This window comes from Ancylothrix sp. D3o (genome assembly GCF_025370775.1).
Classification (GTDB): Bacteria; Cyanobacteriota; Cyanobacteriia; order Cyanobacteriales; family Oscillatoriaceae; genus Ancylothrix.
In genome coordinates this window covers 99,089-125,462 of record NZ_JAMXEX010000001.1, presented here as the reverse complement: position 1 = coordinate 125,462, position 26,374 = coordinate 99,089, and the positions used below count along the sequence as shown (strand labels likewise).

At 42.4% G+C, this 26,374-nt stretch carries 30 protein-coding genes and 1 pseudogene; 9 read left to right on the top strand and 22 right to left on the bottom strand.

The window, feature by feature from the left end:
* The first annotated feature begins 4 nt into the window (after positions 1-4).
* Positions 5-370, top strand: a complete 366-nt coding sequence (locus NG798_RS00575) for a hypothetical protein (RefSeq protein ID WP_261219840.1) — start codon at positions 5-7, stop codon at positions 368-370.
* A 38-nt stretch (positions 371-408) separates the two neighbouring features.
* Entirely contained in the window at positions 409-852 is a 444-nt protein-coding gene (locus NG798_RS00570) for a hypothetical protein (protein WP_261219838.1), read from the top strand.
* A gap of 201 nt (positions 853-1,053) precedes the next feature.
* On the opposite strand, the gene NG798_RS00565 is transcribed toward NG798_RS00570, so the two are convergent.
* From NG798_RS00565 to NG798_RS00555, 3 genes are read right to left on the bottom strand one after another with little or no spacing between them, the layout of a single operon-like run.
* Positions 1,054-4,533, bottom strand: coding sequence for a DUF5906 domain-containing protein (locus NG798_RS00565; protein WP_261219836.1), 3,480 nt, complete (start codon positions 4,531-4,533; stop codon positions 1,054-1,056).
* A gap of 57 nt (positions 4,534-4,590) precedes the next feature.
* On the bottom strand, positions 4,591-5,016 hold the full coding sequence (locus tag NG798_RS00560; protein WP_261219834.1) for a hypothetical protein: 426 nt from the start codon (positions 5,014-5,016) through the stop codon (positions 4,591-4,593).
* 4 nt (positions 5,017-5,020) lie between these two features.
* Complete coding sequence (locus tag NG798_RS00555) at positions 5,021-6,670, bottom strand: hypothetical protein (protein ID WP_261219832.1); 1,650 nt, start codon at positions 6,668-6,670, stop codon at positions 5,021-5,023.
* Positions 6,671-6,796: 126 nt separating this feature from the next.
* Between NG798_RS00555 and NG798_RS00550 the strand changes: the two genes are divergently transcribed.
* The 4 genes from NG798_RS00550 (at position 6,797) to NG798_RS00535 (ending at position 8,185) form a co-directional block, all read left to right on the top strand.
* Positions 6,797-7,171: a hypothetical protein gene (locus NG798_RS00550; RefSeq protein ID WP_261219830.1), complete on the top strand. Its 375-nt coding sequence runs from the start codon at positions 6,797-6,799 to the stop codon at positions 7,169-7,171.
* A 53-nt stretch (positions 7,172-7,224) separates the two neighbouring features.
* The gene (locus NG798_RS00545; protein ID WP_261219829.1) at positions 7,225-7,455 is read left to right on the top strand and encodes a hypothetical protein; all 231 of its coding nucleotides are present in this window, start codon (positions 7,225-7,227) and stop codon (positions 7,453-7,455) included.
* A gap of 122 nt (positions 7,456-7,577) precedes the next feature.
* Complete coding sequence (locus NG798_RS00540) at positions 7,578-7,892, top strand: hypothetical protein (protein ID WP_261219827.1); 315 nt, start codon at positions 7,578-7,580, stop codon at positions 7,890-7,892.
* A gap of 74 nt (positions 7,893-7,966) precedes the next feature.
* On the top strand, positions 7,967-8,185 hold the full coding sequence (locus NG798_RS00535; protein WP_261219825.1) for a hypothetical protein: 219 nt from the start codon (positions 7,967-7,969) through the stop codon (positions 8,183-8,185).
* A gap of 161 nt (positions 8,186-8,346) precedes the next feature.
* Here NG798_RS00535 and NG798_RS00530 read toward each other — a convergent pair whose 3' ends face one another.
* The 4 genes from NG798_RS00530 to NG798_RS00515 are packed head-to-tail and all read right to left on the bottom strand — an operon-like array spanning position 8,347 to position 9,484.
* Positions 8,347-8,526 carry a hypothetical protein gene (locus NG798_RS00530; protein WP_261219824.1) on the bottom strand — a complete coding sequence of 60 codons (180 nt, stop codon included), beginning with the start codon at positions 8,524-8,526 and terminating at the stop codon, positions 8,347-8,349.
* 15 nt (positions 8,527-8,541) lie between these two features.
* A complete protein-coding gene (locus NG798_RS00525; RefSeq protein ID WP_261219822.1) occupies positions 8,542-8,904 on the bottom strand; it encodes a hypothetical protein in 363 nt (120 codons plus the stop codon).
* Entirely contained in the window at positions 8,901-9,134 is a 234-nt protein-coding gene (locus NG798_RS00520) for a hypothetical protein (RefSeq protein ID WP_261219821.1), read from the bottom strand. The genes NG798_RS00525 and NG798_RS00520 overlap by 4 nt, the downstream gene beginning before the upstream one ends.
* On the bottom strand, positions 9,131-9,484 hold the full coding sequence (locus NG798_RS00515; protein ID WP_261219820.1) for a hypothetical protein: 354 nt from the start codon (positions 9,482-9,484) through the stop codon (positions 9,131-9,133). Before NG798_RS00515 ends, NG798_RS00520 begins: the two co-directional genes overlap by 4 nt.
* 238 nt (positions 9,485-9,722) lie before the next feature.
* Between NG798_RS00515 and NG798_RS00510 the strand changes: the two genes are divergently transcribed.
* Together NG798_RS00510 and NG798_RS00505 are read left to right on the top strand one after the other, a co-directional pair.
* The gene (locus tag NG798_RS00510) at positions 9,723-9,947 is read left to right on the top strand and encodes a hypothetical protein (RefSeq protein ID WP_261219819.1); all 225 of its coding nucleotides are present in this window, start codon (positions 9,723-9,725) and stop codon (positions 9,945-9,947) included.
* A gap of 83 nt (positions 9,948-10,030) precedes the next feature.
* Positions 10,031-10,156 (top strand): hypothetical protein, encoded by a 126-nt coding sequence (locus NG798_RS00505; RefSeq protein WP_261219818.1) that lies wholly within the window; start codon positions 10,031-10,033, stop codon positions 10,154-10,156.
* 560 nt (positions 10,157-10,716) lie between these two features.
* Here NG798_RS00505 and NG798_RS00500 read toward each other — a convergent pair.
* The 4 genes and pseudogenes from NG798_RS00500 to NG798_RS00485 form a co-directional block, all read right to left on the bottom strand.
* Positions 10,717-11,172 (bottom strand): tetratricopeptide repeat protein, encoded by a 456-nt coding sequence (locus NG798_RS00500; RefSeq protein WP_261219817.1) that lies wholly within the window; start codon positions 11,170-11,172, stop codon positions 10,717-10,719.
* Between the two features lie 25 nt (positions 11,173-11,197).
* A pseudogene (locus NG798_RS00495) lies at positions 11,198-11,656 on the bottom strand (serine protease); the annotation flags it as partial.
* A gap of 24 nt (positions 11,657-11,680) precedes the next feature.
* Positions 11,681-12,565 carry a serine protease gene (locus tag NG798_RS00490; protein WP_261219816.1) on the bottom strand — a complete coding sequence of 295 codons (885 nt, stop codon included), beginning with the start codon at positions 12,563-12,565 and terminating at the stop codon, positions 11,681-11,683.
* Positions 12,566-12,846: 281 nt separating this feature from the next.
* Positions 12,847-13,347, bottom strand: a complete 501-nt coding sequence (locus NG798_RS00485) for a COP23 domain-containing protein (RefSeq protein ID WP_261219815.1) — start codon at positions 13,345-13,347, stop codon at positions 12,847-12,849.
* 505 nt (positions 13,348-13,852) lie between these two features.
* Between NG798_RS00485 and NG798_RS00480 the strand changes: the two genes are divergently transcribed.
* The gene (locus tag NG798_RS00480) at positions 13,853-14,086 is read left to right on the top strand and encodes a hypothetical protein (RefSeq protein ID WP_261219814.1); all 234 of its coding nucleotides are present in this window, start codon (positions 13,853-13,855) and stop codon (positions 14,084-14,086) included.
* A 758-nt stretch (positions 14,087-14,844) separates the two neighbouring features.
* On the opposite strand, the gene NG798_RS00475 is transcribed toward NG798_RS00480, so the two are convergent.
* The 11 genes from NG798_RS00475 to NG798_RS00425 all read right to left on the bottom strand — a co-directional run bounded on the left by NG798_RS00475 (position 14,845) and on the right by NG798_RS00425 (position 26,370).
* Positions 14,845-15,408, bottom strand: coding sequence for a hypothetical protein (locus NG798_RS00475; protein ID WP_261219813.1), 564 nt, complete (start codon positions 15,406-15,408; stop codon positions 14,845-14,847).
* Between the two features lie 12 nt (positions 15,409-15,420).
* Positions 15,421-15,651: a hypothetical protein gene (locus NG798_RS00470; RefSeq protein WP_261219812.1), complete on the bottom strand. Its 231-nt coding sequence runs from the start codon at positions 15,649-15,651 to the stop codon at positions 15,421-15,423.
* Positions 15,652-15,719: 68 nt separating this feature from the next.
* Positions 15,720-17,321: a hypothetical protein gene (locus tag NG798_RS00465; protein ID WP_261219811.1), complete on the bottom strand. Its 1,602-nt coding sequence runs from the start codon at positions 17,319-17,321 to the stop codon at positions 15,720-15,722.
* A gap of 51 nt (positions 17,322-17,372) precedes the next feature.
* Positions 17,373-18,173 carry a hypothetical protein gene (locus tag NG798_RS00460; protein ID WP_261219810.1) on the bottom strand — a complete coding sequence of 267 codons (801 nt, stop codon included), beginning with the start codon at positions 18,171-18,173 and terminating at the stop codon, positions 17,373-17,375.
* A 44-nt stretch (positions 18,174-18,217) separates the two neighbouring features.
* On the bottom strand, positions 18,218-18,733 hold the full coding sequence (locus tag NG798_RS00455) for a hypothetical protein (RefSeq protein ID WP_261219809.1): 516 nt from the start codon (positions 18,731-18,733) through the stop codon (positions 18,218-18,220).
* 24 nt (positions 18,734-18,757) lie between these two features.
* Complete coding sequence (locus NG798_RS00450) at positions 18,758-20,890, bottom strand: hypothetical protein (RefSeq protein ID WP_261219808.1); 2,133 nt, start codon at positions 20,888-20,890, stop codon at positions 18,758-18,760.
* A gap of 5 nt (positions 20,891-20,895) precedes the next feature.
* A complete protein-coding gene (locus NG798_RS00445) occupies positions 20,896-23,394 on the bottom strand; it encodes a baseplate J/gp47 family protein (protein WP_261219807.1) in 2,499 nt (832 codons plus the stop codon).
* A gap of 24 nt (positions 23,395-23,418) precedes the next feature.
* Positions 23,419-23,871, bottom strand: coding sequence for a GPW/gp25 family protein (locus NG798_RS00440; protein WP_261219806.1), 453 nt, complete (start codon positions 23,869-23,871; stop codon positions 23,419-23,421).
* Between the two features lie 9 nt (positions 23,872-23,880).
* Positions 23,881-24,414: a hypothetical protein gene (locus tag NG798_RS00435; protein WP_261219805.1), complete on the bottom strand. Its 534-nt coding sequence runs from the start codon at positions 24,412-24,414 to the stop codon at positions 23,881-23,883.
* Positions 24,415-24,454: 40 nt separating this feature from the next.
* Positions 24,455-25,402 carry a phage baseplate assembly protein V gene (locus NG798_RS00430; protein ID WP_261219804.1) on the bottom strand — a complete coding sequence of 316 codons (948 nt, stop codon included), beginning with the start codon at positions 25,400-25,402 and terminating at the stop codon, positions 24,455-24,457.
* A complete protein-coding gene (locus tag NG798_RS00425) occupies positions 25,402-26,370 on the bottom strand; it encodes a hypothetical protein (RefSeq protein ID WP_261219803.1) in 969 nt (322 codons plus the stop codon). The genes NG798_RS00430 and NG798_RS00425 overlap by 1 nt, the downstream gene beginning before the upstream one ends.
* Positions 26,371-26,374: the final 4 nt, after the last annotated feature.

Below are 26,374 nucleotides of genomic sequence, written 5' to 3'. Positions count from 1 at the left end.
GCTTATGGCGATTTTTCAAACACGAAACACAGCCTTTAACAGTACGCAATGGTTTCCCGACGCCACAACCACAACCTCCGTTAGCGTCACAAACATTGCTGCTGGGGTAGAATTGGTACCCGCTGTGGCAACGCCTACCGCCCCTAGGCACGTAACAATAACCAATGAAGGAACGTCCGCTATTTTTCTCTTGGTTGGCACTGGCAGTGGGGCAACACCAACAAACCCCAGCGCAACTAACAGCACCTTTAGTCTCGATCCTGGTATGCAGTGGAGCGAGTGGATAACTGGAGACAGAATTGTTGCCGGCACCGCGGCGGGAACAGGTCAGGCTGTGAAAGTCGGTATTGCTCCTGGAATTCGTTTATAGAAAACTTTATGCCGCTTCCTAGGGAGGCGGTTTTATTTATGCTGAGAAGAGTTAGAGGCCCAATCCCTGAGAATCAGATAGATCCGGCGATTGCTAGAGATAGTGAGTTAACGTGGGAAAGAATTGTAAATAAACCTAGTGTTTTTTTTCAAGATTCTGGATGGATTAACCTAAGTCTTAATTCAGGGTGGAGTCTTCTTTCTGTCAATAGACCAGCTAGATGTAGAAAAATTGGCCAAACCGTGCTTGTAGAGGGATATATTAGCGTTTCAGTTAATTTCAGTGATTATGGGTTTCCGTTAGTTTTGCCGACAGGATTTAGACCGGCTCAAATAGCAGGCTTTATTGCGCCTAGATTTTTAACAAACGGGGGTGTAACGACTTGTCATATAGCTATTAGCCCTTCCGGTGCTTTAGGTGTCTCTAGTTTGAGTGCTAACGAAGCTGTGCAACTTTCCCTTTCTTTTGTTGCTGTGGATTAATCAATCTTTTATTTTGTCCTGACTTATTATGCGCCCAACCAAACTCGAATTAACCGACGAACTATCAAACAGATAAGCGCCATTGATAACCTCTACTGCCTTAGTTTGATTAAAAAGCAGTAGAGGCGGAAATCTGAGGAGTCAACAGAACCCCCTAGCGAGTAGGGGGCTTTTTGTAGGCTGACGCTTTACTCGTGTCTTTTATTCATTCTTTAAAAACGAATCTCCACAAGATTCCAACCAATCTTTGGCCTCATTGTAAGTGTAAATTTTGGGCGTTTTTCCGATAAATGCTTTTACTGATTCAATTTCACCCTTGACTATGTGGCATTCCCATCTTCCGGCAACATACAGAAGCACCGCCGAATATGTGGCGTCCTTGCCGGGGATGCCAGTAATTTTGTACCCTTCTTCCCAGTTTTTGGGAAGTCTCCACTCTCGTTGATATTGCATCAAATCAATCTCGTCATATGTCAGCTTTCTCTCTTCCCCAGAGGCAAAGTCTAGGATGATAAGCCCACCAGAACAACCTTTTAATATCTTGCCGATCTGCCTCCCTGTTTGTGACACAAATGTTTGTCCGGGCATAAAGTTGGTAAACCTATGAATCGGGCCGGGCCTGTGTTTTCCCTCAGATGGGTTCTTTTCCCAACGTGGTTTACGGTGGAAAAGTTCGAGGGCTGACATCTTCATAATTTCTGATGTCTTTGGTTCGCCTTTACTTTTGGCGTCCCACTCCACCATTACTTTGCCAGCCTGTTTGCCTTCATAGATGTGGGTGATCGTTCCCGTCAGTCCCCAATGGCCCATACTTTTTACTCTGTCGTTTAGTTGACCCGGTGGTGGGATTTCAGGTTGTCGTGCCGGTTGGGGTTCGGGTGTAACTTCGGGTTCGGGTGTAACTTCGGGTTCGGGTTCTGTGGTTTCAACTGTCGGCTCTGGTGCCGGTTCGGGTGTTGTCGGCTTAATTGAGTGAAAGTAAGTTTTTGCCTCTTTTGACAAGTGAGGCCATGCTTTTTCCATAGTCTCACCCTCAACAAACTTCACCCAACCTTTCACCTCATCCCAAGAGGACTGCTCTTTGGCGGCCTTCTCTAAGTCGGCAACCAGATAGTTTAGGGCTTCTTCATCAAGGGTGAATTTTTCTGTGGGTTCTGCCGGCACCGGTTCGGGTAAATTAACGAGTGTTTCGTCGAAATCCCTTACTGAGTCAGACTTTGACTCGCACTGACAGATAGCTTTACAGATTTCTGCCTTCTCTTCCGCAGAAAAATTGTTCTGCAAAAATTGAATCACTTCCCCCAAAATTGGCTTACCAGGCTTACCATCCTTACACAGCAAGGGTTCTTGGCTTACCCATTGGCTTACCCATTGGCTTACCACTGGCTTACCCGGATCGGGTAAGTCACTGAAGCAGATTCCGCTCAAATAAGCTCGATTTTTCCCCTCCCCATGTCGACCCTCTTTCCCAAATGTGCACTTAAAAATCTCGCCAAATCTTGCCCTGATTTGGTTTGGAGCTTTGATAGGCTTATCGTATTTGTTGGGAAACTCGTTCCACAGTAGGCGGTCACGCCCCTCTTCCTTCTCTGCGGTGCCGGTTTCGAGATACCACGCTCTGAGTTTTTCCCAGAGGTCATTGACGTAAACTTTTTGACCAGGCATCTCAACCAATCCGACATCTTTGGCAAACTGCCGTAGGTGATTGCCTTCCTGTTGCGCTTCTTCCAAGGCTTCAGCGCACGGCTCGTAGTTGATACCCTCTTCTAAGAGAGTTTGTAGCGCTCCTAAGATTTCGTTGAGCAGTGCCGGCGCCACCTTGCTCTTTAAAAAGTCAGGGTCATACTTAAAACGCGGGTCAACTTCTATCTCTCCCAATGCGGGCTTAGCGTTTTCTTTGAAGGTGTAGGGGAACTTGAGGAAAGCCCACCGGCTACGAATAGCTTCATTCGCACCCCTAATAATAGGCAGGTCATTACAGCTAAAAATCCCTATGGCACGGGGGTTGTAGCGGTACTCATCTTTATTTTTTCGCTCAATCCACAACGGGTCACCCGTTGCGAACTGCTTAATGCTTTGGATGTTGTCGAGGGTGGCAAACTGGCTATTTTCGCTAGGCCAGTTGATTAACGAGCCGTCTAATTTGGCGAGGGGAAATTTTCGCCCCTGGTCGTAAGCTTGGAAATCAGATAAGCTGGCTGCGGTCATGCCACGCCCGAAGATAATTTCTACCGCTTCCCTCAATGTGTCTTTACCGTTACTGCCTGAACCGTAGGCAACCAACAAGCGAACCATTCGACCGCGATACTTACGAATAGTGGGGAGGTCAAGGGCGGCGGCGATTGTTTGTAAGAATATTTTGCGTTGCGGTGCCGGCAGACAGGATAGCAGTTTTTCGCAATCTTCCTTGTGGGCTTCTGGGTTGAATTCAATATCAGAGCAGTAAATATAGTATTTCTCTGGGCTATGGGGTAGAAGTTCCCACGTTGCTCGCTTACCTTCCCAGCGAATCTCTACGACACCATTACGGCAATTAAGGCCGGCTGGGTTAACCTTATCGGGTGAGATGGTAAAGTTGCTGACGGCCCACGAAAAAACCTCAGAAACCGCACCCGTTTTTGCGCGATTGTGCGCCGGCCCTCGTCTGGTAAATTCTGAATATTTGTTCAACCATCTGGCTATGCGGGGGCGCTCTGATTCTTCTGCTTGCAGTTCATAGTGTGTGCCGTTCCACTTATAAAGCTCTCCCCCGACGGCAATCCAATGCCCCTGATAAAGTTCATCAAGTGCTTTTTGGGTGTAAATTTTGGCAACTTCTCTGGGTTCGTTTTCGTAATTCCGCTCTGGTTTGGGGCTGTCGCTGTCAAATTTCGGGAACTCTAGCTTATCTAAAAAAGGAGCATCAGCAGGTTCTACAGTTAGTTGCTGGATGATTTCTTCTCCACTCAGTGATTGGTAATCATCTAAGTAGTTTTTGATGTCTACCCCGTGTTTTTCTGGGATATTTTCCCAGCGAGGTGACTCTTTGAATGGCAATAAGAACTTGGCTTGCGGAAATTCTTTTAAAAGTAGTTTGGCGTGTTCAATTCCTGGTTTATCGCAATCAGGGGCGATGTAAACTTCTTTAGCCCCTACCAGATCCATCGTATCGGTTTTACGCCACTTTTTAGAGCCTCCGATGTTACAACAGGCGGCGAGCCCTTTTTCCCTTAAAGCATCAACTTTTCCCTCCCCTTCACAAATAACAATGGGTAATTCCCTATCTATTGCTTCGCGAGTCTCTTGGTATCTATAGATACGAATATCAGAGCGCTTGTAATGTCCGAAGCCTGTCTTCCACTCCCCCGTTTCTGGGTTTAAATGTTCAGGTTTAATGTCTTTTTCTTTACCAGGGGAATCAATGCGGCGTACTCTTAGATTGTCTGTGCCGTCTCTTAATGTGTAAGGGTAATATGTGGTTTTTTTCTCTCCGGTATATGCAGGCTTTTCACGTTGCCTTACATACATAGGAGAGCCTTCTGTATCGAATTTTCCTACATCTTCCCAGCCTACTGCCGGGGGCTGCTCTTTCTTGCAAACTGAGATTTCATCGCCTAGAAAATAACACCAAGATGTTTTGCCACAATGGGGACAAGGATTGCTTTTTGATGCTTGAACAAGACCCGCTTTCTGTGTTACCATAACTGTACAAGAATGTTTTTAAGAGTGTGGTTGGGGGGGGATTCCCCCGTTTTTTTGCTACAAAATAGTCCTGTGTGTTTTCATTGCTTCCAAGCGAGAATAGAGGTTAGCGCACTGCATCTCTAGATCCCGAATTTCTGATTTGAGGGCTGCAATAGTTTCCTCGTAAACTTCCATTGGATCTTGACGGGGTAAATAGACTTTTAAGTATTGGCGATAACACCTGGTTTCTCGCTGTTTAGCCACTCTTACTTCTGGATCTATCTCTAGGGAGCATTTGTGCAGCTTTGATTGTTCGCTTATTTCCAAGCATTTACTAATGGAATTAACGACTCTTTTAACATCGCCCTCACGACCGCCTATAACCTTTATTTGAATATATTGGTAGGCGTTAGGATCGTCTTTCCAGAAGTTGAGGTGATGTTCTATGAAAGTAAGCGCAATTCGCTTTTCGTCCTCTGTCATGTCATGCCATGTTCGCATAATTTTATTTTCTCCTTGCCTCCACTAAAATTTCAGCCTTTGTTAAAAGCCTGAGTTGGGCAAACTTTAATGAAACGAAAAACTCGCCACCGCAGGCCGTAAACGCTTTGCCTGTCTTAAGGTTTGCGTACCCACAGAAAGATAATGATTCGTTTTTGGCGAGGGTGAGAAAATGCGTTTCTGTTGCGTCCAAAGCCTCCTCTATGTATTCAACCTCGGTTATTTCAAACGCAAACTGGGGAAGCTTTTCTCTTGGAAAACAGGCATCCTTATCCTCGCGAAAGTTCTTCTGCAAGTAGTCGTTGATTTCTTTTGAATCCACACTCATTGCAGTTACATATTGTGCGGCGAACTTAATTGCGAGTTGGTTTGCTGCCAAGTCATTCAAAAGCACTACCGCAGATTCTATGAGGTGATTATTTTCAACGAAGGAGTTAGGGGCTGATTGTTGTGTAGCTAAGAGAATCTTTCCAAGCAGAAGGTTAACCGCTGTTGTAAGTTTCTTTTTCTGAACCTCGGACGCGGGGACGGATACCAACCGCAAAGCTTCTGAGGGGATGCTGTACTGTTGGGCGTTATTGAGCGTTGCAACTAAGCAAACATTTCCTATCACGTCAAGAACGATTGCTCTTTGGCCGTCTAGTAGGTAGCCGTTAATTAGAACGTGATCGCCTATCTTAAAGAATGGCTTTTGAGGCTCTACCTTCTCAGTGGCAACAGGGGTGAGGTTGGCTAGGGAAACAATGTACTCACCTTCGGGAATGCCAACCCTCGCTAAGTCGTCACCCGCACCGAGTAGTATGCCCTCTTTGCCATTTATAAGGATGTCTTTGCAGTGGATTTTTACTTTGCCGCCAATCTTTAGGGGTGGGGAAAAGTCAACGCTCTTGACCTCTGCCTTGCCGGCGCCCTCGATGTCGATCTGCTCCGGCGGCATCTCAGCAGAAAACAAGCCAAGCTTTCCTTTCATCGGAATATGCTTAACCGGTTGGGGATTCCGCAGTATCCACCAATATTGCCCTGTTATCCCCCAGGGCGTTGATTCGTTCCCTATGGCCGGTGCTGCTGATACTCGATCAAGCCACACCCGGCATACTAGGCAACCCTTCGGTAAATCTTCCCAATCAGGGCATTTCATCCCCAACGATTCAATGTAGCGGCGGTGGGCGTGGTAGTGAGTTTTGGATTTGCTGGCATGAATGTACAGCCAACCCGTGTAATTAGTGCGCCAACTCCGATTTTCGATTGACTTCTCTAGGTTTGCTATCGCGTACGCCATCGCCGGCTCTACGGATAAACAGATGATTTCGTTGGCGGTTTCGTCTGTGTCGGCAGCGGTAATCACTCGTTCAGCACCCGGCTCGTCATCCTCATCTTCATCCTGATCCGGCGGCACCGGCACCTCAACTTCACCAACATCACCGGCCACCACATCTAGCGCCTGCTCAGCCTCGGACGTGATGGCATCCCTGGCAGCAAAGTAACTCTCGCTGAATTTCTCGTAGATCCATTCAATCAGAGCCTTTTTGCCAGAGCGCTTAGCGGTTGAGTAACCGATTAACCCGTTGTCTTTGCAATATTGGATTAACTCTGCGACGGTCATTTGCTCTAATTCAGCAATCGTCGCTACGGTCGCTTGACTTGGTTTTTTCATTTTTTCCTGTTACTGCTGGCTTTTTAAGGTTTTTTGAGTAATTGCCCGTGCAGATGTAATAATATGTTTGCACGGGTACTTTCCAAAGTCAACCTGCCCGTGCAAAATGATGGGGGATAAACAAAGATGGACATCCGAGATGAAAAAACAGCAGGTAAACGCAACGATTCGGATAGACAAGGATCTATGGGATGCTTTCGACCGCAAGGCGCAGTCGATGGGGTTGAATCGCACTCAGTTAATAACTCAGATGGCGCTAGGACAGATGGAAGCAGAGCAAACCTTGACCAGCGAACAGAGGGAAATATTGGGAAAATAGTGGGCCAATTGAGAGAACTTCAGCGCTCTCACTTGGCCTATGTAGAAGCTCACGAAGAGCGCCTACGACAGAGACTGGAGCAGGCAAAGAAGCATCACCAGCAAATCTTGGGAAAGATGCAAGAAATGGAGGCTGCTATCGAAGAATTGATCGCCGTCTCTTCGGATGAGGAACATTTTTGAGGTTCACTGTCGGCATCTTGTCGGGTGCCGGTTCTTTTATTTAAGGAGTAGCGATGAAAAACGAATTATTGTTTGAGAGTCGTTTAGACGATTTACTGAAACAATTCGTTCAAAATCAGGCAAAGTTAATCAAAGAGGGGGATTTTGAAGACGGTTATTATGAGGCTTCCGATATAGATTTTGAACCCGAATTTTGCAACTGGATAAACCAGAAAGTCGCTGAATTTGCACAGGCTGTTGAATGGGATACAGTGCAAGAGCAAGTATCTGAAGCTACCAAATAAACCATTACAGCCCTATCAAGACTGCGGGATAGGGCGGAGCCGCAAAGCAGTCAATAACCTTTTCTCTTACTCTGCCGGCACTTTTTCATGCAAGGTGCCGGTTTACTTCAAAAAGGAGCATCATGCCAAAACCATTAAGTTATTACCTAATAATCGAACAAGAGCCAGCAGCTACAGCATTGCAATCTCTTGAGGCTAAATATGGTAGCTATTTCCAAGGACTCTCCCTTGAAGAAAAGCAGCTACTTTTAGCAATAACAGCGTATTCATTAGAGGATAGATTAGTTTCGGTTGACTACCAGCGAGATGAAGCTACCCTACAAATGTTAAACCGATTAGTCCCTGCAATTGAAGGTATTAAGACCCTCATTAGTAGCGGTTATGGCTTCAATGTTTTGGACTTTCTACTCAATCAAATTTTAGGGGCATTACATTAGGGAGGGTTTAATGTACATTCTTGAGGATTTACCAGAGGATATGTTGGTTGATTTTCTTTCACAGGAGCAAAAAAATGCTTGAACAAATTAAACGAGATTTAATTGCAAGCCTAGTCTTTAAGCTAAACCTACCAGTGTCAGCAGACCAATGCTTTGAGTGTGAAATTTTACGCGAATACCCCCCTAAGTGCCGTTTTATGAGTACAGATGGAATAATTATCATGGATTTTGATTTTAGTATTGAGGTGAGTTTGGATGCCCTTTGCTTGCCTCCAATCCAAGAGGAAGTATGATCAACAAAAGCCTAGACTATGGAGACGATTTTCCTGGTAATCACTGGACAGATGGACTTGAGAAAGAATATTGTTGTGACGAGGGTTGCCATTTTTGCCACTGGTCGGGCTATATCTATTTGCGAGTAAAGCGGGCGAGTGAAAACCCGCCCCCGACAATATCAGGCTTTTAGATTGCTTGGCTTCAAAAGCTTTCTCACTTCCTCAAAGTAGTAGTCTAGCTGTTTGTCACGGTCTTCGCCGTCGCAGTAGAAGGCGATTCCCTCGATTTTTGTTGACAGCAGCCTTTCTATTTCTTTGAGTGCCTTTTCTAGCTTGTCCGAATCGTATTTTCTCTTCATTTTTATCCTCCAAAGTTAATCATCCCAAGTAACTACACAGACATAGGGAGGGATATAGGGCGGAGACTTACGCGGACTGAAAATCTCAAAATCCTTTATTAACCCCCAATCCTTCAGCCACTGAGCACCGTCCTTCAAAAGCTCAACTTCATAATCAGAGGCATAGTAGGTGATGAAGTTTTTACGCTCAAGAGAACGTAGGCTTTTGATTAACAACTTCTCATCGCCTGGCTCTATCTGAGTGATAGCAACCCAGTCAGTTTCAAGGTCAATAAAAAGCTTAAGCACTCGCTCCTCAAGGGGGGTTAAGGAGATTTTCTTGGATTGCTTTGCCTTTGATGAGACGCGGGTTGTAGTGGCTTTGTTGAGTCGCTTCATACCAAATCCCCCTCGGTTATGAGTTCGTGTTCTGCGTAGGTAAAGGTGTCAGAAGGAAAGTTGTCCCACTCAAGTGAGTAGGTGTAGCCGTGAGTTGGGTTGTACTTGATGCCGGTTACAATGCCGGTTCGCTCAACAATCACCAGGTCATCGGCAATCTGCTCGGTCAGGCAAAGGCGGTCGCCAAACCAATACTTAGGCATCGGCCAATCAGGAGGCATGGTTTTCATAGTTTCCCTTCCTGTTTAAACCGCGCCATGTCGTCTTCTAAGTCAGACTCGGTAGTGTAGCCGTCATAGTAGGTTTCATTCCATCGACACACATAACCCCACTCGCCAATATCTTCAGGACTCCAAATGATGCCACAGATAACGCCTTTCCACCACGCGGTTTTACTGGGGCGGGGGGTGTCAAGGATGAATTCGGAGTAAACGGTATCCCCGATCTTGAATTTAGGTGCCGGCAATCCTTTGGGAAGCGGAAGGGATGCAGAAGGTAGGATGAGAGGCACGGCAGCCAAGGAGCCACCGGAAAGTAAGCCGCGCAGAAAATTGCGCCGTCGTGTTTGTTTTGGTAACATAAGTATGCAATGCGGTTTTACCGCTTGGTTTAGAAAGGCGCTGTTAACTTTGATCGGTCTAGCAGCGTCTTTCGCGTTTTCGGGGGTTTAAGCTTCGAGTTGCGGCGCGAGCAGGTCGTTGTTGTGTTCTGTACTGGCAGGCTGCTATCTCTGCCGGGTTTGCCCTTGGCTTTAAGCTTGATGTTTATTATAATAATGGGTGACAGCGTTTTAGTCAAGTCACCCCGAACAATAAAGCATGGCAGGAATAAAAGGTAAAAGCGGTCGTCCTGGTGGCAACCCAGATATAAAACTCTACGGATTCAAGTCAAAGGGCGATGCCGCTATTACAGAGAAAGTCTTTTGTCGAGTCACGCTTGCCCAGAAAGAGAAGATACGAGCGACACAAGACTGGCAAGAAAGATTCAGGCAGTGGATCGACAACCTCCCAGACCCCGAACCCGAACCCGAAAACCAAAATTAACTTCAGTGCCGCCGTGACCAGGGCGGTTTTTTATTACCTCGCTAAATTGGCTTACCCGATCCGGGTAAGCCAGTGGTAAGCCAGTGGTAAGCCAATGGGTAAGCCAAGAACCCTTGCTGTGTAAGGATGGTAAGCCTGGTAAGCCAATTTTGGGAGGAGTGATTCAATTTTTGCAGAGAAATTTTTTGAGTGAGCCGGTGCCGGTGTGAATCTCGTCAATCGTCTTACTTGTGACAGTTGAAATTGTCACATAAGCTTGCCTCTTACCTGGTGGGCCATCTCTCTTTTTAGGGAAAATTGGTAGAAGTTTGGTAGAATTTTAGGGATAAGAGGCTGTAGTCGTTACCCCGTCAAGGGTGAGCGCTTCCATCGCACCGCAGAGGCCAGGGATTCGAGTTCCCTATTCTCCATTAATTAAAATCCTTTCACTGTAAGCATTATAGCCGTTTTCAACGCTTGGTTTTACCTACCTCTTTATGCCCTGAACTATAACCATTTATAGCCATCTGTAACCCTCTATATGGATTTTGGGTATAAAATGGCTATAAGCTGAAATCGTTGCAGGAATAGGGTTAGGGGGATGGAAGAAAGCAAGGGGAAGCGGCCAAAAGGAAAAAAAGGCAGTGTCGCAGAAATAGCATCTAGATGTGTTTTAATTGCTTGTTGTTCAGGTGTCAGGATTATATATCAAGTGGGAAGAGATGATAATTATCGCCTATTATACTGCTCAGCAATAAAAAAGTCATTCTGGGTTCACGAGTATTGATACTCATTGCAAAAGTGACACGCTCGCCCCTCTCCATGACTGCAAAGTAAAATCGCGCTTATTAATAGCAATTGCCTTATCAAAAGATTTTAAAGCCTCTTCAGGATTGTTTAAAAATCCAAGTAATAAAAGTCCACGCCAACGCCAAGCTTGATAAAATTGCGGGTGAATTTGGGTAGCTTTATCAAAAGACTCAAAAGCTTTTTGATATTCCTGATTATAAGATAATGCTAAACCCCTTGCATACCAAGCTTGCTCTAAATCCCCATTTAACTTAATAGCTTCATCAAACGCAGCAACAGCTTCTTTATATAAACCAATTCGCGACAACTGATTGCCATAGTTTATCCAATCTTTTGCCTTGGTTTTATCCTGGGGTGCTTCCAAGTTAAATGATGTAGCCCAATCAATTGAAAATTTATCGCCTTCGTTAACAGAATCAGGAATTGATGTCTCCACACTCAACTGTTGCTTAATCTTTAACTTACTTTCTGCTGACTTTAAAATCAGCCAGAAAAGTTTTTATTGGCACACCTAAACTATAGCCAAGCTGAATGTTATCCCTGTAATCTCCCTCCGTGCGTCCATGAATACCAATCACTCGTCCTTGAATATCCAAAACCGGCCCCCCACTCATGCCCCCTTGAGTTATATTCGTATAAACTAGCTCATAACCATAAGTCAAAGAACCCGGATCTTTCGCAAAAATAGAACCTTGCTCTTTACTCCAAATAAAACCCGGAGTAAACTTAGGTTTGGCTTTTTTTCCATCAGCTTTTCCCCAACCATAGGCAAAGACAAAGCGTTTTTTATCTAAATAATAATCCGCCAAAGTTGCCACTTGATAATTTTCATTACTGCTAAACTGCAACTCCGCTAAATCAGCCTGCGGATCAAGAGATTTCACCGTACTTTCCTTCACCGGATAACGTTTTCCATCGTGGGTAACAACTTCTTTATTTTTATTTTATGCCACATGATGCGCCGTCAAAACATAATAATTACTCCCCTCTTTCGCAATAATCACCCCTGAACCATTCTCCCCAAGAAAATCAATTCGCACCGTAATTTTTTTAGCAATTTCCCTCACATCATGGGGAATACCTGTTAAACTTAATTCCTGAGTTTCAACTAAACTGGGAGCCAATTTTGCCAACACCGGCACCCCCACCCCCCAACTCACAGCCATCATCTTATTTTTATCTTTTTCCGACGGACGCGAATTATCTTCAAACACAAAAGGATCGCCAAAAATCGGATAAGCATCTCTACCATTAACTGCAATTAATTCGCCGCGATTATTCAAAACCGGCCCGCCACTCATGCCTTTTTCAATAGCATTATCATACCCCAGCCGATAACCACCCTGCAAGGATTTCTCTGGCAGCACAGCAATTTTTCCCCGCGCAATTTTCAAATTATTTTGCTCCGAAGGAAAACCCGCCGCCACAAGTTCATCCCCCACTTTCAAAGCCTTAAAAAACTCGTTTTCTTCCAGATTTTCTGGAAATTCCGCTACCTGATAATCTGCCGAGGAACGAAACTGCAAAAGCGCTAAATCTTTGTCTTTACTATTGACATTTTTATCAATTTCTGCATCATAAAAATTGCCGTTGGGAGTTTGGATGCGGTGGGGGGTGCCAAGGTTGACGACGTGCTGATTTGTTAAGACTTTATAAACATCACCTTTTTTATTAATAATTGTCCCCGTTCCCCCCGATTGGCCGGCCATGACTTTAACGGTAATAGATTTTGCAAGTTCCTCCAAATTTTGCTGAGAGGATTGAGAAATTGCGGCGGTTGTTTCCTGTTTTTTTGGTGAGGAGTTGCAGCCATAAAAAACAGGAGACATGAGTAATAAGCTGCCTAAAAAGGCTGTGAAAAAAAGAGGTTGTTTTTTCATATTGTTTGACATAATTTTGGCTGAGTTTGTGCAAATATGCTGATAAACTGGGGTTTGGGGCCGGTAATTTTGGGACAATCCCCAGTGGCGCGGGCGTCCCGCCTGCGCGGGTAATGGCAATCGCAGGCAAGATGCCGGTGCGGGTAATCTCAATCGCAGGCAAGATGCCGGTGCCACTAGGGGGGGTGATTGTAGTTCCCTCCCTGTGGTTATCTATACATTTACTTTGCTTATTTTTCTGATGGAATAGATTTAACCCATTGCTCGAAATCAATATAAGGCCGGCCACTGCTTTGCTCAATGGGCCCCGCCGCACCGACATTTAAAAGATCATCAACTGCTTTACCGGCACTATCATTAGGCTTAAGAGTAAGCAAAGTTAAATCGCATTTCCCTCCTTTCGTATCAGAAAAGCAAATAACATCCTGATTATTTTCTCTGCCAACGGTGATAAAGTTTAAAACACCATTATTTTGAGCATTTTGCATTTGTTGCGTCACTTTTTCGCAACGTCTTTGCGGCGTAGATCCGCTACCTTCAAAATATTTTGATACCCAACGAATAACAGGTTTTTTTCCAATAGGTGTGAGTGCATAGGTGGTGGGTGTCTTGTTTTTACCAGCCTCACAGACAAAATTCATTTTAAGAGGCGGTGGCGTTTCTTCCTTACAACCGGCCACAGTTAACAACAAAACCCCAACCAAAAAACCATGCCAAATTTTAATATTCATGGCAGAATTACCTCTACCTAAAGGTATAAAACACTTTCAAACTTGAGAGGTATTATAGCTGAAGTTATGGGCCGGTGGCCCCACTTCACGAAAATTTAATCAAACTCAAAAAAACTCTATCTATCCCCTTCTACATCAGCCTCATTAAACATCCCAAATAGTTCTTAAATCTAATACAAAACTAGGCAGCACATTGCTTTATCTAAGCGTAATTGTGCGTGTAGCCTCTTTTGGATAAGCAATTCTTTCGTGTTCCACTCCACACACTTGTCAATCTCTTCGTTTAGGGCCACTAGCCGCTTTCTTGTGCGCGCGATCTCTTTGAGTAGCTCCTGAGATTGTGGGGCCGGTGTGATCAATGAGGGCGGTGATGCCGGTGGTATTTCATCTTCCGCATCTGCTTTACTTAATTGATGTAGCTCGATTTTCCACCAAAAGAAAGTGGGCTTGCGGTTCGTTTTAACCAGCTTTACTTGAAGCCGAGTTTTTATTAGAAAGGTCTAAGTTGGTTCAAGAGAAATTAGAGCCACAGGAAGAGATAGGTAGTGTGGCAAAAGCTTCGGAGGTTCCAGCAAGAGAAGCTGAACAAAAAGAAGATTGTTTAGCATTGCAAGTAAAGGCTTCTGATGAAGCGTCTGTTGTGAATGCTGTTTTCCAATTAATGGAATTGCTATCAGCGAAAAGCCTTTTTCAAGTGTCTATGCGCGGTCTAGCCACTGGCCAAGATAAATTAGTATAATTGGACTCAGTGCAAAAAGCGCCCGATGGTACAAGAAAAATTCACCATAATTCCAGATGAAGTTAGGGCAATTACAACGTAAAATTAGCCACTATTTTAAGATGGAAAACCTTACTATTTATGGAATTAAGAAAGTGATAGGAATGGTGGCTGCAAATCCATATCGTCAGATCCATAATCTAAAGAATCGAGATTTTAAAATTTTCTGAAATCACTTAGGAGCCAGCTTTTCTTTTATATCCAGCAAGTTCCCTATAACGTCCACTGCTCAAATGGTGGTGTTGTAGGTCGTCGCTTATTATGGAGAGATGTAGTAATAAAAAATACAAAAAATAATGCTACAATTAATTAGGATGTGATAAGCTTTGCTTAAGTCTGCGGCTATCGGGGTTAAAAGATAATGCCAACTAAAAAGCGAAATCGTCCTTTAAAACCTAGTGTGTAGTGACACTTGATAATGTTCTGAGGCTACAAGATATTCTAGGGTAAAACAAGGCGTTACTCGAAGTAAACCAAGTGTGAGAAAGTAATAATTAGATGCTTTGGGGTTTAAACTGAAAGAAAGGGTAGTTTTAAAGAGTAATAAACCGGTTGTATAGCTTTTTTTATGAGTATTAATACCGACGATTTATACTCTTCTGGAAGTAAAGGATATGTTTCTTACATTTAGCGTTTCTCAAATCAATGGGGTACAGAAAAAGCCGACAACTAGGCGTAAAATCGGCTTTTTAGCATACCTCATTATCTAAAAGGGTAGATTACTTTTGAGTAATTGTAATTGTTTTAATTGGCTGAACAGTGCCGGCAATATTTCTTAATAGATTTAACCTGCCTTTTACTTGCAATTTTATTTCAAAACTTAGACTATCTTCGGAGGTTTTATAATTGCCTTCTAAGATGTTGATTTTGTTAATTAAGTGATTTGTGGTGGTTTGCTGGCTTTCGTACTTGGTGATGGTAGCAACGTTATACTGCTGAATCAGATTTTCATTGTCAGTTAAAATGGCTCCTATGAGCAAAGAGGAAATTTTTTCAATATTGCTTAAATTTTCATCGTAAATTCCTATAAAAAAATCTTGGGTAAATTCCCTGACTGCGATGATTTCCTGCCGGTTTTCTTCGGGGTAGGGTTTGATCAAGTTTCCTTCTTTAATGGTTTGTTCTAGGAGAAATTTGCCGGTATAAATACTAATTTTGGGGTAGGGTTTGGGGGGAGATGTTGTTAGCTGTGCAAGGATAAAGTGTTTGTCTGACTGAGGCAGATAGGCGCTCAGTTCTGTTTTTAGGAGGTTGGTGATGGCGGTGAGGAGGTTGTAAATCATAAAAGGTGAAAATTAATTTTCGATTTCTTGAGGAGAAATTTCTATGGCCGGTGTTTGGGAATAGAGAGGATAAGTGTTTTCTGCTTTGGCTAGTTCTTCTTCTAATACTTGAATGGCACCGGCGATGCGGAGTAAGGTATCTCGGACATTGGCTTGTTTTGCTTCTAATTCGGCGGCAACTTTTTTACCGGCTTCGTATTCGGCTTTCAGTTCTTGCAGGCGTTGTTGTAGTTGTTGTTTCATGGCATTTTTAGGAAAGGAGAAAAGGCAAAACAGAGACAATAATAGCCTCTGTTAGCCCCATGCTTTGATTAATAATTCCAGGGAGTTTCTAAATCGTGAGTACCGATTTCGCGGAAATTAATATTGCCATCATTTTGCTTACTCATATCGATTTTGACGCTGAGATAGGTGGTAAAACCATTGGTGGCGGGAATCAAATCAGCGGGAATGCAAGCGGCGATATATCGCTGATAAGATTTGCTATTCCAATGACGAGCAAACGGGTTATCGTAAGTGGCTATAAACCTTTCAATGGGCTTTCCATTAACAGTAATGCCGTTGTGGATACAACCATTCCAGTCCGAGTTATGCTCCACAAGATAGAGCAATTTATCACGGCCAGAGGGGACAACTGGAACCTTTAATTCCTGATTTGTATTTGGCTTAATTACTGCTAAAACATCATTATTCCAATTATCTGAGTTCCAGGTTGCTTCATCGCCGCCATTACTTTTCCAGTGGTATCCGACTGCCGATTGAGTGGCATGATGCCAAGGATTTTTGCTGAATGCTAATCCAGAAAGCCAAAACCCCGAATTAGTATGAGGCTTAGAAATCAGCGCTAATTTTCTTGTTTCTCCAGCGGCAAGTTGGGGTAAATTTGTTCCGATTGGGATTGGCACCCATTGATGCAGATTGGAGTAACTATCACTTAAAGAACCATCAGGACAGTAACAGTTTGCCGATCTATATCCGCCAGTCCAAATTCCGAGGTCTCTTGTTTTTGTGTTGTCTTTGTCTAGCAAGTAAGCCGAGATTGCGTTCCAACGATCACCCAGCACTCTTACCCAAACGGTATCGTATCCTTCTGGAATGGTTACAACCGCCCCCTTTCCGTCGGTTTCATGGTTATTTCCGTAGCAAATCATTGGGCGACCATTCCACAAATTTCTTTCAGTGTGGCTTGTATTGTCGTATGTTGGGTTTCCCAGTTTAGCAATTGCCCCTTTACTTTCAGCCACAAATATATCTTGATAAACGATTGGTTCACTGGGATACATCCGGTGTTGCAACGGGTTTGTAGACTGGATATTTTTGGCGCGGATGCTGCCGTTAACTTCTAATGTTGCCTCTGGTGTTGTTGTGCCGATACCTACTTTTCCATCTACTATTAAATTGTCTGTAATTCGTAAAGGTGTTTGCACCTGAAGATAACCGGAGGAGTGGGCGGTTCTTAAGCGGCCAAAAACGGTAATAATATCTCCATCTTCGTTACCGAGATTGACGTTGCCCTCCATTGTTTCGGTATTTTTAGAAATGGTGGTTCCTTCAACGATGAGATTGCCATAAACTCGCAAATCTTTTGCTTGAAAGTTTACGGTTTCTTTTCCTTGAATTGCTGTGTCTATGTAAGTTTTTACTGCTTTTTGAGTGGGGAGAATTTGGTCACTATTGCTAGTCAAATTTTCATCATCAGAAAACTGATTAACTGCCACTCCTTCTTCTAATTTCAAAGCGCCTTTAATGGTTAAGGGCCCTTGTATATTATCAAGGACTTGCTGGTTAGCTTTGCTGAGTTTATCGTTTTCTAGGCGGACGATTTCCTGCATGGCTGCATTCCAGTCAGCAGAGCGAATTAGATCTCCAGATTTTTTGATTTCTGGTGTGAAGTTACCGTTCTCGTTAGTCATTGTTCGATTCTCCAAAGATTGTTAATTGTTGAAGTTATGGGATGGGATTATTTAGAGCTTCATAATGAAGGCAAGCGCATAATATGGAGGTCTGTTTTCGTGGGGTTGATTGCCGCCGGTGTTTTCAATGGATATGCCAGTTTGAGAATTACCTGTTTCGATATTGAAAGTTGTTCGGTTTTCTGGCTTTCCTGCTTGCTCTTGTTCTGTACCCGATCCAGGCCAAATAGCACCTCTTGAGTGATTGTGACCAGGATCGTTGACTCCGTGACTGTGTGTTGGCATTTCTGCAATGGTGAGAGTTACAGAATCAGCACCACCAGTTGCTCCTACTGCATAACCATTACCAGCACCGACAATAAATTTATCTGTCAAATTGGGAGTTCCATTGTTACCATCACAAAGAACCCATCCTGTAGGAATTTCCTCCCCTTTACCCGACCACATCAGAATCATGCCTTTGAGAACAACACCTTTAGCCACCGTCTCAACATAAGTTTCAACAGCTTTTTGGGCGGTATCAACATAAGTTCTGATTGCTTTTTGAGTAGGAACAATGCTATCACTATTCTCACTGAGACTGCCATCATTAGAAAACTGATTTACAGCGACTCCATCTGCTAATTTTAAAGCACCTTTAACTTCTAATTCAAGGCTTGTAGTGCTGGTTGTATCAACTGCTAAAGCGGCTTCTATTGTTAAGGGCCCTTGTAAAAAATCACCTCCTTGACGGTTGACTTTATGACTTTCTAGGCGAACAATTTCCTGCATTGCTGCATTCCAATCTTCATACAAGATTAGATCGCCTGGTTTCCTAAATTCTGGAGCAAATTTGCTGTTATTCAGAGCCATTATTTTGACCTTGGCTTAATTTTTGGTGTGACAATTTAACGGATTTAAAAAATGATTTCCCAAACTAGGGTTAGCTTGAAATCTGAGGTTTTGCTAATGGTAGGAAAAACAACGCGATTGTACATAATTCCTCCTTCGGCGGCATTAAATAAGCCAGCTTCTGTTAAGACTATGGGTTGATTGCTGGGTTCGGCAAAGTCTAAATCAACAGCAACTCTGACTTTGCGATTTTTTTGCTTAATAACTCCGCCGTCTACTTGAATTGCAATTTCATCAGAATCACTTAAGTCTCTGGAAAGATCAATGGGTTTTATTTCTTTGCGAAATACCTCTTGTTGTAAGCCGGTATCGGTGATGGGGTTTACTGAATTTGCGCCGGTACCAACTGCTAAATAACGAATGGGATCAATTTGTTGATTTAAAAACATTTTAGCAACTAAATCTCGGCCTGTATAAACAATGAAATTATTGGCTTCAACTTCATTGATCAGTTTTCCTTCGCCATTGAATCGTTGAATAGTTAGTCTGCCTTTCATGTCCATTGCATCAGCTATTATCATATCTTTAATCTCCTGATTTGTTAGTTACTCAAAAGTGTTGCCAGAATCAAACTCGGTATAATCGAAGACACCACTAATTACCAATTTATCGCTCATTTCATGGTAATTTTCATCGGGGTAGGAAGCGCGGCCAGAAGCAAAGCTACTACCAGAGTCAAATGTAGCGTAATCAAATCCTGATGTTAGTATTCTATCACGCATTTCTTGACGAATATCATCAGAATAAGGAATTTTTAATCCTAAAAGATTAAACTTTTCTTCGCTAATGTGTTCGTCCAGAAATGGGGAGCGTTCTATGGTCAATTGTACAGCTAGATCGTGATGAGAGCAGAGGAATTTTTCATAATTAATGATGGCTAAAACTCCGGCTGCTTTGACATGATTGATAATATTAGCAATTTGGTTGCGCGGATGATCTAGTGCTTCATCAAATTTATCGGTGTACCCCGGAATATCCCAAGGAATTATTACTTCAAACCTCCCCGGATTAAGTTTGTAAATTCTCATCTCTAAATAGACGGCAATTTGTGCAAATCCCAGGGTACTGAGGTTGTAATTTTTTTGATTGAATAAGCCTAGGGGATAATCTGGCACAAGTTGGGCTTCAAAACGCCATTTAGAGATATTTATAGGCAATAAAGGGGGAGGATTTTGGATGTAATAAGGTTGACCATTAACTAATACAGTATCCCTCCTAAATAATAATACATCACCGGCTTTGACAGCGCCCTCATAACTAATAACTTCGCCGGTATTAACATGAACAATCCGAGGATTGTATAACTTTTCAACTGGTAAAATGGGGGCAATTTCCACTTTAATTTCTATTTCCGAGGGTTCGGCATTAGGATTAAAGGTTGTAAATTCTTGAAACAGCCTTAATAAATAGCCGCAGGCTGAATTTACAAGATGTGGTTCCCTATCATCAAAAAATGAAACATCATAGGCGCCGGTATCAAATGAGTTATTAGAAGAACGTAAAACAATAACTTCTTCTGACTCTGATTCTCCGATAGGAGGACGCACAAACATAATTTCTGGGTCAAATTCTTCGATGCGAATTTGTTTTTTAGCCGCCAGTGCTGCGTCAGATTCACCTAATATTCCCAAGTTGGCAGCAACTAAATCAAGAATGCCTTGACGAGTGGCTGCACCTCTCCGCAAAATGCTGATGATTCCTTTGAGTCTTTCCCGATAAGGAGCATAACTTTTTTCTAATTCGTTGGGATAAGTAATTTCTAAGAGTAGCCGATTTTGTTTGGTGAGATTGCAAAGATTTTCTGCGGTTTTCCCTTCCCGTTTATAAGCTTCTAAAAAGCGGTTGAGTTCTTGAATTAAGATGTTTTCAACTTCGGCTTTTGAAGGAATATTGCTCGGCTGGATATATTGTGGATAAGCTGTTTCTAAAAGCAGCCGGTGTAGTCGCAAACGATATTCATAAGTGGTTGGCGCGGCGAGAAGTTGCTTGATAATTTCTAGGAGGGGTAAACTGTGAAAGTATGCCTTGTTTCTGGTATAAAAATATGGATTAGTGAGTTGTTTATTGAGTAAGGTGAGCAAAATTTCTTGCAGCGGTTGGGGCACCGGCTCACTGCCATCATAGTAACTTAAAATCTCTTTGCTTTTGGCATCAAGTTGAGTTTTGAGATACTTACTGAGGGGATTTTCAGCGACTAAAATGGAAATGGCTAATTTCGGCAAGTTTTTAAACGAATCTTGATGAAAACTTGGGCCGGTTGCTTGGTAGCGCTCAAGAAAATCTTTGGTTATTGGCGAAAAATTTTCGCGTAAATATTGAGATACTTCGTCTGTATTGGTTTGCAGTTGGTAGACAAAACTATTGACGTTTTTAATGGAACCGGCAGTAAAGCGATCACTAATTTGAATTAGTTGTGAAGTACCCCCCAATGTTTCTAAATAGAGGGTAAAAATTTTATCTAAATCGCCTTTTTGCTTGCCAATAAAGCCTTGAGAATCTTCATTGCTGGCAGTATCGACGTGATGAGCACGCATCACTTCCATTAAATCTGTTTCGGCTTGCTCAATGATGTAGCCAAAAACATCGATAAATTGATAAAGCAGACTGCCGGCATTTTTTGTGTCGTAAAAGTGGGGTAAACGACTGGCAATGTTGAGTGTTTTACCGAGTTTTTCCATAATAATTAACCTCCGGTAATTTCCACAAGAATTTGTAAGTTATCCCCGCTGAGATTGAGGGATTGCAGTTGTGCCCGTTCGACAATCCGAATGGGAATATCTTGGGTGAAAATAGTTTCTCGCGCTGTTAATTCTAAGGTATCGAGGATATAGTCTGCGCCGCGTAGAAAAATGCGGGTAAAATCAATGATTCGGGGGCTATTTTCACCGGCAGGAATGAGAGTTTGCAGGGTGGCTAAAGGAATATTGTTAGCGCGAGCACGAATTAATGATAGCAAGTGGATTCGTAATTGATTGTAGTCAAGATTTACACCCACATCCAAAGTCGGTAACTGTTGGGTAAAGGCGGGAGTAAACAGACTTCTTAAAGCCTCTGTCATGGCGGTTTTTAATTCTTCGATATTGATATTTTCTGGTGGTAAGCCGCTGCTATTTAATCTCAGGTGTAATTTAGTAATAGCGACTGGTACGGGGTTAATATCGCTATCGATGGCAAAATCATCGGCTATCTGGGGTTTTTCAAACGGTTCGACGCGAATTTCTTCTTTATCAAGATCAATGCGATCACGAGCATTTTCTATATCTAATATTTGAAAATCAGCTAATTTCCAATCGACATCAAGAACCGATAAAACTTTCCGCGCCTGCTCAACAAATTTTTCAATTTTGATGTTTTCCTCGGGTTTTAGTTGTTCGAGGTAATCTTTAAATGCTTGTCGCACTCGTGTTATTACTTTGTCTTTGTCTTGACGGGTAATTGTGATGGGTAAGGTTAATTTTACTGCGCCGGTAATTGTCAAGAAGCGTGAGTAAATAAAAGTTTTACCGAGTTGTACTTTTTCTACAAAACTCACCGGCACTGTTTCGCCATCAAACTTGATGGTGGGATGCCATAAATTGGGTAAAATTTGCACTTCTACTTCTACGTCTCGGTTGTAGAGTTGAGCTTTAATTCCACTCAGGGTGAGATTTTCGCCCACTTGAAGAATTTGGAAATAACTTTGCAGTGCTTGCAAAAAGCTTTGATAAATTGCTTCGTTTAAATTTTGTACTTTCACTTCCACGTCTACGATTAAAGGTTTAATTTCCGATGCAACAAGAATGGAATGAGCAACGAATTTTTCGAGAATATCGGCTTCTAAGCGTCTGATAGAGGAGTCATAATGTGTGATGTCTGGTTGGTTGCTTGTTTGCTGCGTTGTGGTGATGGTAAAGTTTAATAAGTCGTTGACATTTGGAGTGTCTAAAATTTTGCGGGTGAGTTGAGAAATTAATAGGGGTTTTCCCATTTGCTGAGTTTTTAGGAAGGCGTTTATTGCCTGTGTTACTTGTTGCTCAATTTGATATCTTTCGACGGTAGAAAGGTGCAAACTCTCATCTAATTCTATGTAGAAAATTCCATCTACTTGTATGGGTGTAGCCGGCTTTAAGATGGCATAAATTCCTGCTGCCCTTACTCGTTCAATTTCCTGTTTAATTAGTGTCACTTTATTAGTATCTGTAAAATCTATCCCATCTACAAATACTTCAATCATGCCAAAATCTCGCAATTCGATAGGTTCAAGATTGCTGACATTAAAACTCAGATCATTAATTCGTAATGGTTGCCACTGAGTTGTATAATTTTGGTTTAATTCTCCTGCCTTTCCTCCTATTAAGGCTTGAACTTTTAATTCGACTCTGTTACCGCTAAAAGTGGTTGTTTCTGTGGTGGCAAATTTTTTAGTGGTATTTTGAATGTTAATTGTTAATTCTGTTCCTCTGGGTATTTTTATTTCTGATACGGATTCGTTAAGGGATAGGGTAACTTTTCCTTGAGCGTAGTAAAAATTTTCTCTAACTTTAACTTCCCTGACTCCGGGCAAGCTCAAAAGAGCGCTTTCGATTGATGTAGTATTGGCATTACTAGCAGCAATTAAAGCTTTTTTCGCTCGTTCCCGCAGTTGTTCGTCTGTCTCCCGCAGCTTGCCGGTAAAGACAATTGCTTCGACATTGTTAACTGCTTTTATCCCTGGTATTGGTAGGGGCATAATGGTGATAGTTTGGGCGGGAGTAACTTCTGTTTCTCCGGCTTGGATCGCTTGTACGCGTACATCTACAAAGTTTTCTGTAGAGTAAAAAATTTGCGGTTCAATGGTTCTATAAGATTTTTTTGGCGATTCTTCAGTATCTTCTGTTGTGACTAAAATTCCCAAGGGAATAATGATATTTTCTTCTATTCCTAAATCACGCTCAAATGTGACTATTCCTGTAGCATAATCTGGTTCGCCGCGTTTAATTCCTAAAATTGCAACGACTTTATCGAGATCGATTCCTTCAGCAGTATCGACATACGCTGATAGGTAAACCTGCTGCATTTCTTCATACAAAACGGCGATTTCATAGGCAAAGGATTCGTATAGGGTACGCACTACGCTGCCGGTTTGAAAGTCGGTGAGGGTGGGGCTGGTGCGCTCCCTCATTGCCTCAAATATTTCGTTAAAATTCTTCTTATCGAATACCATAATAACCCTTTTTTTGTTTTTAATTTAACTTGCAACTATCGAGAGGTCTACAGTCACCGGCGTATCAAAATCTATCGCTTTTACAATGATTTTGGCTTTGAGAGTGTTAGGTTCTTTTAAGCGAGAGGCCGGTTGTACTGTTATCTCAATGATCTCTTCGATTCGTGGTTCTTGTTGCAAACATTCGCGGATATAAATATTAGCTAATGTTTGAGTTCTTAGGTTGTTAGGTTCACCGGCTAATAGATATAAACGCGAACCATAATCGGGATGTCCTAAATTTTCGAGTTCTCCTTGGCGGGTATAAAGTCGATTTAAAATCGCTTGAATGAGATTATCCATTTCCGAAACGGTGATTAAATCACGATTTTCGGCTTCTAAATCTACATCTTGCCAATCGGCAATTCTGATTAATTGGCGATTTTCAGCTTTAGAATTCCGGGTATTGTAGAGTGTTAGTTTTAGATCCTCTGGCATAGTTTAGTCTCAAGATTGTTTGATTTTTTGAAGGGTTGCTGGGGAAAAAGTTACATCAGCTTGAGTGAGGTCAATTTTGCCGGTAACTTTGATGTTTCCACTAATGGCTAAATTCCCAGAAATTGAAATTGGTTTGTCGTTTTGGGATATCTGAATTTCGCCGTCGGCAATTTTTATCACCGTCTCACCTACGCTAACTGAGATAACTTTGTCTGTAACTTCAATGGATTTTTTAGCATCGATTTCTACTGTAAAGTTGCCTTTGGCGATAATCTGATTTTTTGTTACTAAAGAAATGCCTTCTTTTTCATCCAAACAAATCATCGCATGACCGGCTTTTTTATCTGAACTATCATCGGGACATTGGTGATCTGTACCCTCGCACCAACCATTTGCATGAGGTTTTTCGATGCGACTTGGCATATCATTCGGACAGATAAAAATCTTTAGATATAACGGATCAGCTTCTTTATTTTCCTCGATGGGCTGTTGAGGATTGCCGGTGTACACATAATCGCTGTTTGCCCCTTTTATTCTAACCATAATGTGTTTCCAAATGTCGTTTTTTCAAAAAAATTCACAATCATCCAACCTTTGTATTTCTAGCTTTAGCTTGAATAGAATTAATCTTTTCTGTGGGTACTAAAATCGGACAAGGCGCACCTAAATTGCCCATATGAGTGTGCGTACTGAGGATAATATCATCATTATCACCCACCGCATTTGCTGCAACTCTTCCGCCAACTTGAATCGAGCCGGTAGCAGCATCACCTATTTTAATACTGCCCATACTTTTGACAGTCACGTTATTACTTGCAGCATCAATTGTAATACCACCGGCCTCAATTTTTATTTTACAAGTGCCGTTATCAATAGTAATATCGCCGCCACTGAAAACCATTTTACATCTGTCATTTTTAAGCGTCGCATCTCCGCCTTCTAAAGTTAATTGGCAAGTGCCATTATCCACAGTAATATTGTCCTCACTAAGAACAACTTTAGATTTCTCATTTTTCAGCGTCGCATCTCCCCCCTCCAAAGTTAAATGGCATTTTTCATTCGTCACATCAACTTTCTCATCATTAACAGTAATCACCTGCTTTTCATCCTTACTGGTAATCGTAATTTCTCCCTTTTGATTAATTTTTAAACTCCCGCCTTTTTCCCTGCCATGTTGCAGCAAAAATTCCTTTTCCTTATTGATCGGCGGTTGGTCTTCACCATTATACAACCGGCCAATAATAATCGGAGCATTAATATCACCTCCCACAAAAGTTACCAATACTAAATCCCCCACATTGGGAATATTAGCCAATCCAATATGAGGCGTAACAACCGGCACTTTCCGCAGTTCAAAATCCTTACCATCCGGTTGTTTTTTATTCTTCAACTTCACCGAACATTGGTAATTGTCCTTATCGCTATCAGAAGCATGAGGAAATATTGCCGTAACAATGCCCAATTCAGTCGTATAAATTTTTTGGGCTTCTTGTTGGGCAACTTTTTGCATTACCCCAATAATTGAATCCATTATTTAGCCTCCCAATCAATTACGGTTAAAAATCCCTGACGACGATTGATAATATGCTTAACTGCCGTCACTTTAAAACTGCCATTTTGCTTTTTAATTGGCATTTTTTGGATTTGAATCTCATCGCCTAATTTAACAGCAGCCGCACCCAGAACCGTTATTTGTCCTGCTTGCTTTTGTTTTAAATGAGATAGCATTCCCTTGGCAATTGTTTGAGCAACAGCTTGACTGCGTGCCGTAGGTTCTGCCAATCGCAAAACGTTTGCACCACTCCCCGCCGCCCCTTTAACTTCCTTTTTTGTCAACCAAGAATAAGCCTGTTCTCCTTGACCTAAACTAGCAGGACTTTCTCCATAAATTTCAACTTTTTCGATGGCTTTTTGGGGTTGTTCCGAGCGGTATTTGAGAAGCTCCTCACCGTAGGTAAAAGTATGAGTAGTAGCAGGACTATATTTAGCAAAAATCGCTTTGTCACGCTCGTTTGCATAAATATCAAAACCGCATTGTTGAGCTAAATTATGCAAGCCATCATAAGCCTTTTGGTGATCACCAACTGCATAGAAAGAAAATCTGATGCCATTTTCAACCTTGCCTACAGTCACCTTTGATTGTTTAAGGATATCTTTAACAATATCCCCGGCATAAGATTTTTCGTAAAGCCGGTTTACGCGCAACAAAGTTAACTTACTAAAAGCGCTCGTCGCTTCAATATTAACGCGCTCAATTTCCCAATCTACACTTCTAACTTCTCCTGTAAATACGAGCTTTGTTTCCTTTGCATAACCCAGTTCTATAGAAACCGGATCTTTTGGAGCCACCTGCACATTTTTCGGGATACCTAAAACAATTTCGCAAGTGTTAACTGGAACCTCCAAAGAAGCTTGAGAGCGCAATTCTAGTAACAGCGTTTTATCGTTTGCCGTGTAGGTAGTGTTGCCGAGTTTGACTTTGTAATTAATCTTTAACATCGAA

What these genes read in the sequence shown, in the direction of transcription:
- NG798_RS00555 (WP_261219832.1), bottom strand. Translation starts at nt 6,670, where the DNA reads ATGAAAAAACCAAGTCAAGCGACCGTAGCGACGATTGCTGAATTAGAG.
- NG798_RS00475 (WP_261219813.1), bottom strand. Translation starts at nt 15,408, where the DNA reads ATGATTTACAACCTCCTCACCGCCATCACCAACCTCCTAAAAACAGAA.
- NG798_RS00575 (WP_261219840.1), top strand. Translation starts at nt 5, where the DNA reads ATGGCGATTTTTCAAACACGAAACACAGCCTTTAACAGTACGCAATGG.
- NG798_RS00570 (WP_261219838.1), top strand. Translation starts at nt 409, where the DNA reads ATGCTGAGAAGAGTTAGAGGCCCAATCCCTGAGAATCAGATAGATCCG.
- NG798_RS00425 (WP_261219803.1), bottom strand. Translation starts at nt 26,370, where the DNA reads ATGTTAAAGATTAATTACAAAGTCAAACTCGGCAACACTACCTACACG.
- NG798_RS00445 (WP_261219807.1), bottom strand. Translation starts at nt 23,394, where the DNA reads ATGGTATTCGATAAGAAGAATTTTAACGAAATATTTGAGGCAATGAGG.
- NG798_RS00455 (WP_261219809.1), bottom strand. Translation starts at nt 18,733, where the DNA reads ATGATAATAGCTGATGCAATGGACATGAAAGGCAGACTAACTATTCAA.
- NG798_RS00530 (WP_261219824.1), bottom strand. Translation starts at nt 8,526, where the DNA reads ATGAAGAGAAAATACGATTCGGACAAGCTAGAAAAGGCACTCAAAGAA.
- NG798_RS00450 (WP_261219808.1), bottom strand. Translation starts at nt 20,890, where the DNA reads ATGGAAAAACTCGGTAAAACACTCAACATTGCCAGTCGTTTACCCCAC.
- NG798_RS00510 (WP_261219819.1), top strand. Translation starts at nt 9,723, where the DNA reads ATGGCAGGAATAAAAGGTAAAAGCGGTCGTCCTGGTGGCAACCCAGAT.
- NG798_RS00520 (WP_261219821.1), bottom strand. Translation starts at nt 9,134, where the DNA reads ATGAAAACCATGCCTCCTGATTGGCCGATGCCTAAGTATTGGTTTGGC.
- NG798_RS00485 (WP_261219815.1), bottom strand. Translation starts at nt 13,347, where the DNA reads ATGAATATTAAAATTTGGCATGGTTTTTTGGTTGGGGTTTTGTTGTTA.
- NG798_RS00490 (WP_261219816.1), bottom strand. Translation starts at nt 12,565, where the DNA reads ATGTCTCCTGTTTTTTATGGCTGCAACTCCTCACCAAAAAAACAGGAA.
- NG798_RS00540 (WP_261219827.1), top strand. Translation starts at nt 7,578, where the DNA reads ATGCCAAAACCATTAAGTTATTACCTAATAATCGAACAAGAGCCAGCA.
- NG798_RS00440 (WP_261219806.1), bottom strand. Translation starts at nt 23,871, where the DNA reads ATGCCAGAGGATCTAAAACTAACACTCTACAATACCCGGAATTCTAAA.
- NG798_RS00525 (WP_261219822.1), bottom strand. Translation starts at nt 8,904, where the DNA reads ATGAAGCGACTCAACAAAGCCACTACAACCCGCGTCTCATCAAAGGCA.
- NG798_RS00460 (WP_261219810.1), bottom strand. Translation starts at nt 18,173, where the DNA reads ATGGCTCTGAATAACAGCAAATTTGCTCCAGAATTTAGGAAACCAGGC.
- NG798_RS00465 (WP_261219811.1), bottom strand. Translation starts at nt 17,321, where the DNA reads ATGACTAACGAGAACGGTAACTTCACACCAGAAATCAAAAAATCTGGA.
- NG798_RS00560 (WP_261219834.1), bottom strand. Translation starts at nt 5,016, where the DNA reads ATGCGAACATGGCATGACATGACAGAGGACGAAAAGCGAATTGCGCTT.
- NG798_RS00435 (WP_261219805.1), bottom strand. Translation starts at nt 24,414, where the DNA reads ATGGTTAGAATAAAAGGGGCAAACAGCGATTATGTGTACACCGGCAAT.
- NG798_RS00545 (WP_261219829.1), top strand. Translation starts at nt 7,225, where the DNA reads ATGAAAAACGAATTATTGTTTGAGAGTCGTTTAGACGATTTACTGAAA.
- NG798_RS00430 (WP_261219804.1), bottom strand. Translation starts at nt 25,402, where the DNA reads ATGGATTCAATTATTGGGGTAATGCAAAAAGTTGCCCAACAAGAAGCC.
- NG798_RS00470 (WP_261219812.1), bottom strand. Translation starts at nt 15,651, where the DNA reads ATGAAACAACAACTACAACAACGCCTGCAAGAACTGAAAGCCGAATAC.
- NG798_RS00550 (WP_261219830.1), top strand. Translation starts at nt 6,797, where the DNA reads ATGGACATCCGAGATGAAAAAACAGCAGGTAAACGCAACGATTCGGAT.
- NG798_RS00535 (WP_261219825.1), top strand. Translation starts at nt 7,967, where the DNA reads ATGCTTGAACAAATTAAACGAGATTTAATTGCAAGCCTAGTCTTTAAG.
- NG798_RS00565 (WP_261219836.1), bottom strand. Translation starts at nt 4,533, where the DNA reads ATGGTAACACAGAAAGCGGGTCTTGTTCAAGCATCAAAAAGCAATCCT.
- NG798_RS00515 (WP_261219820.1), bottom strand. Translation starts at nt 9,484, where the DNA reads ATGTTACCAAAACAAACACGACGGCGCAATTTTCTGCGCGGCTTACTT.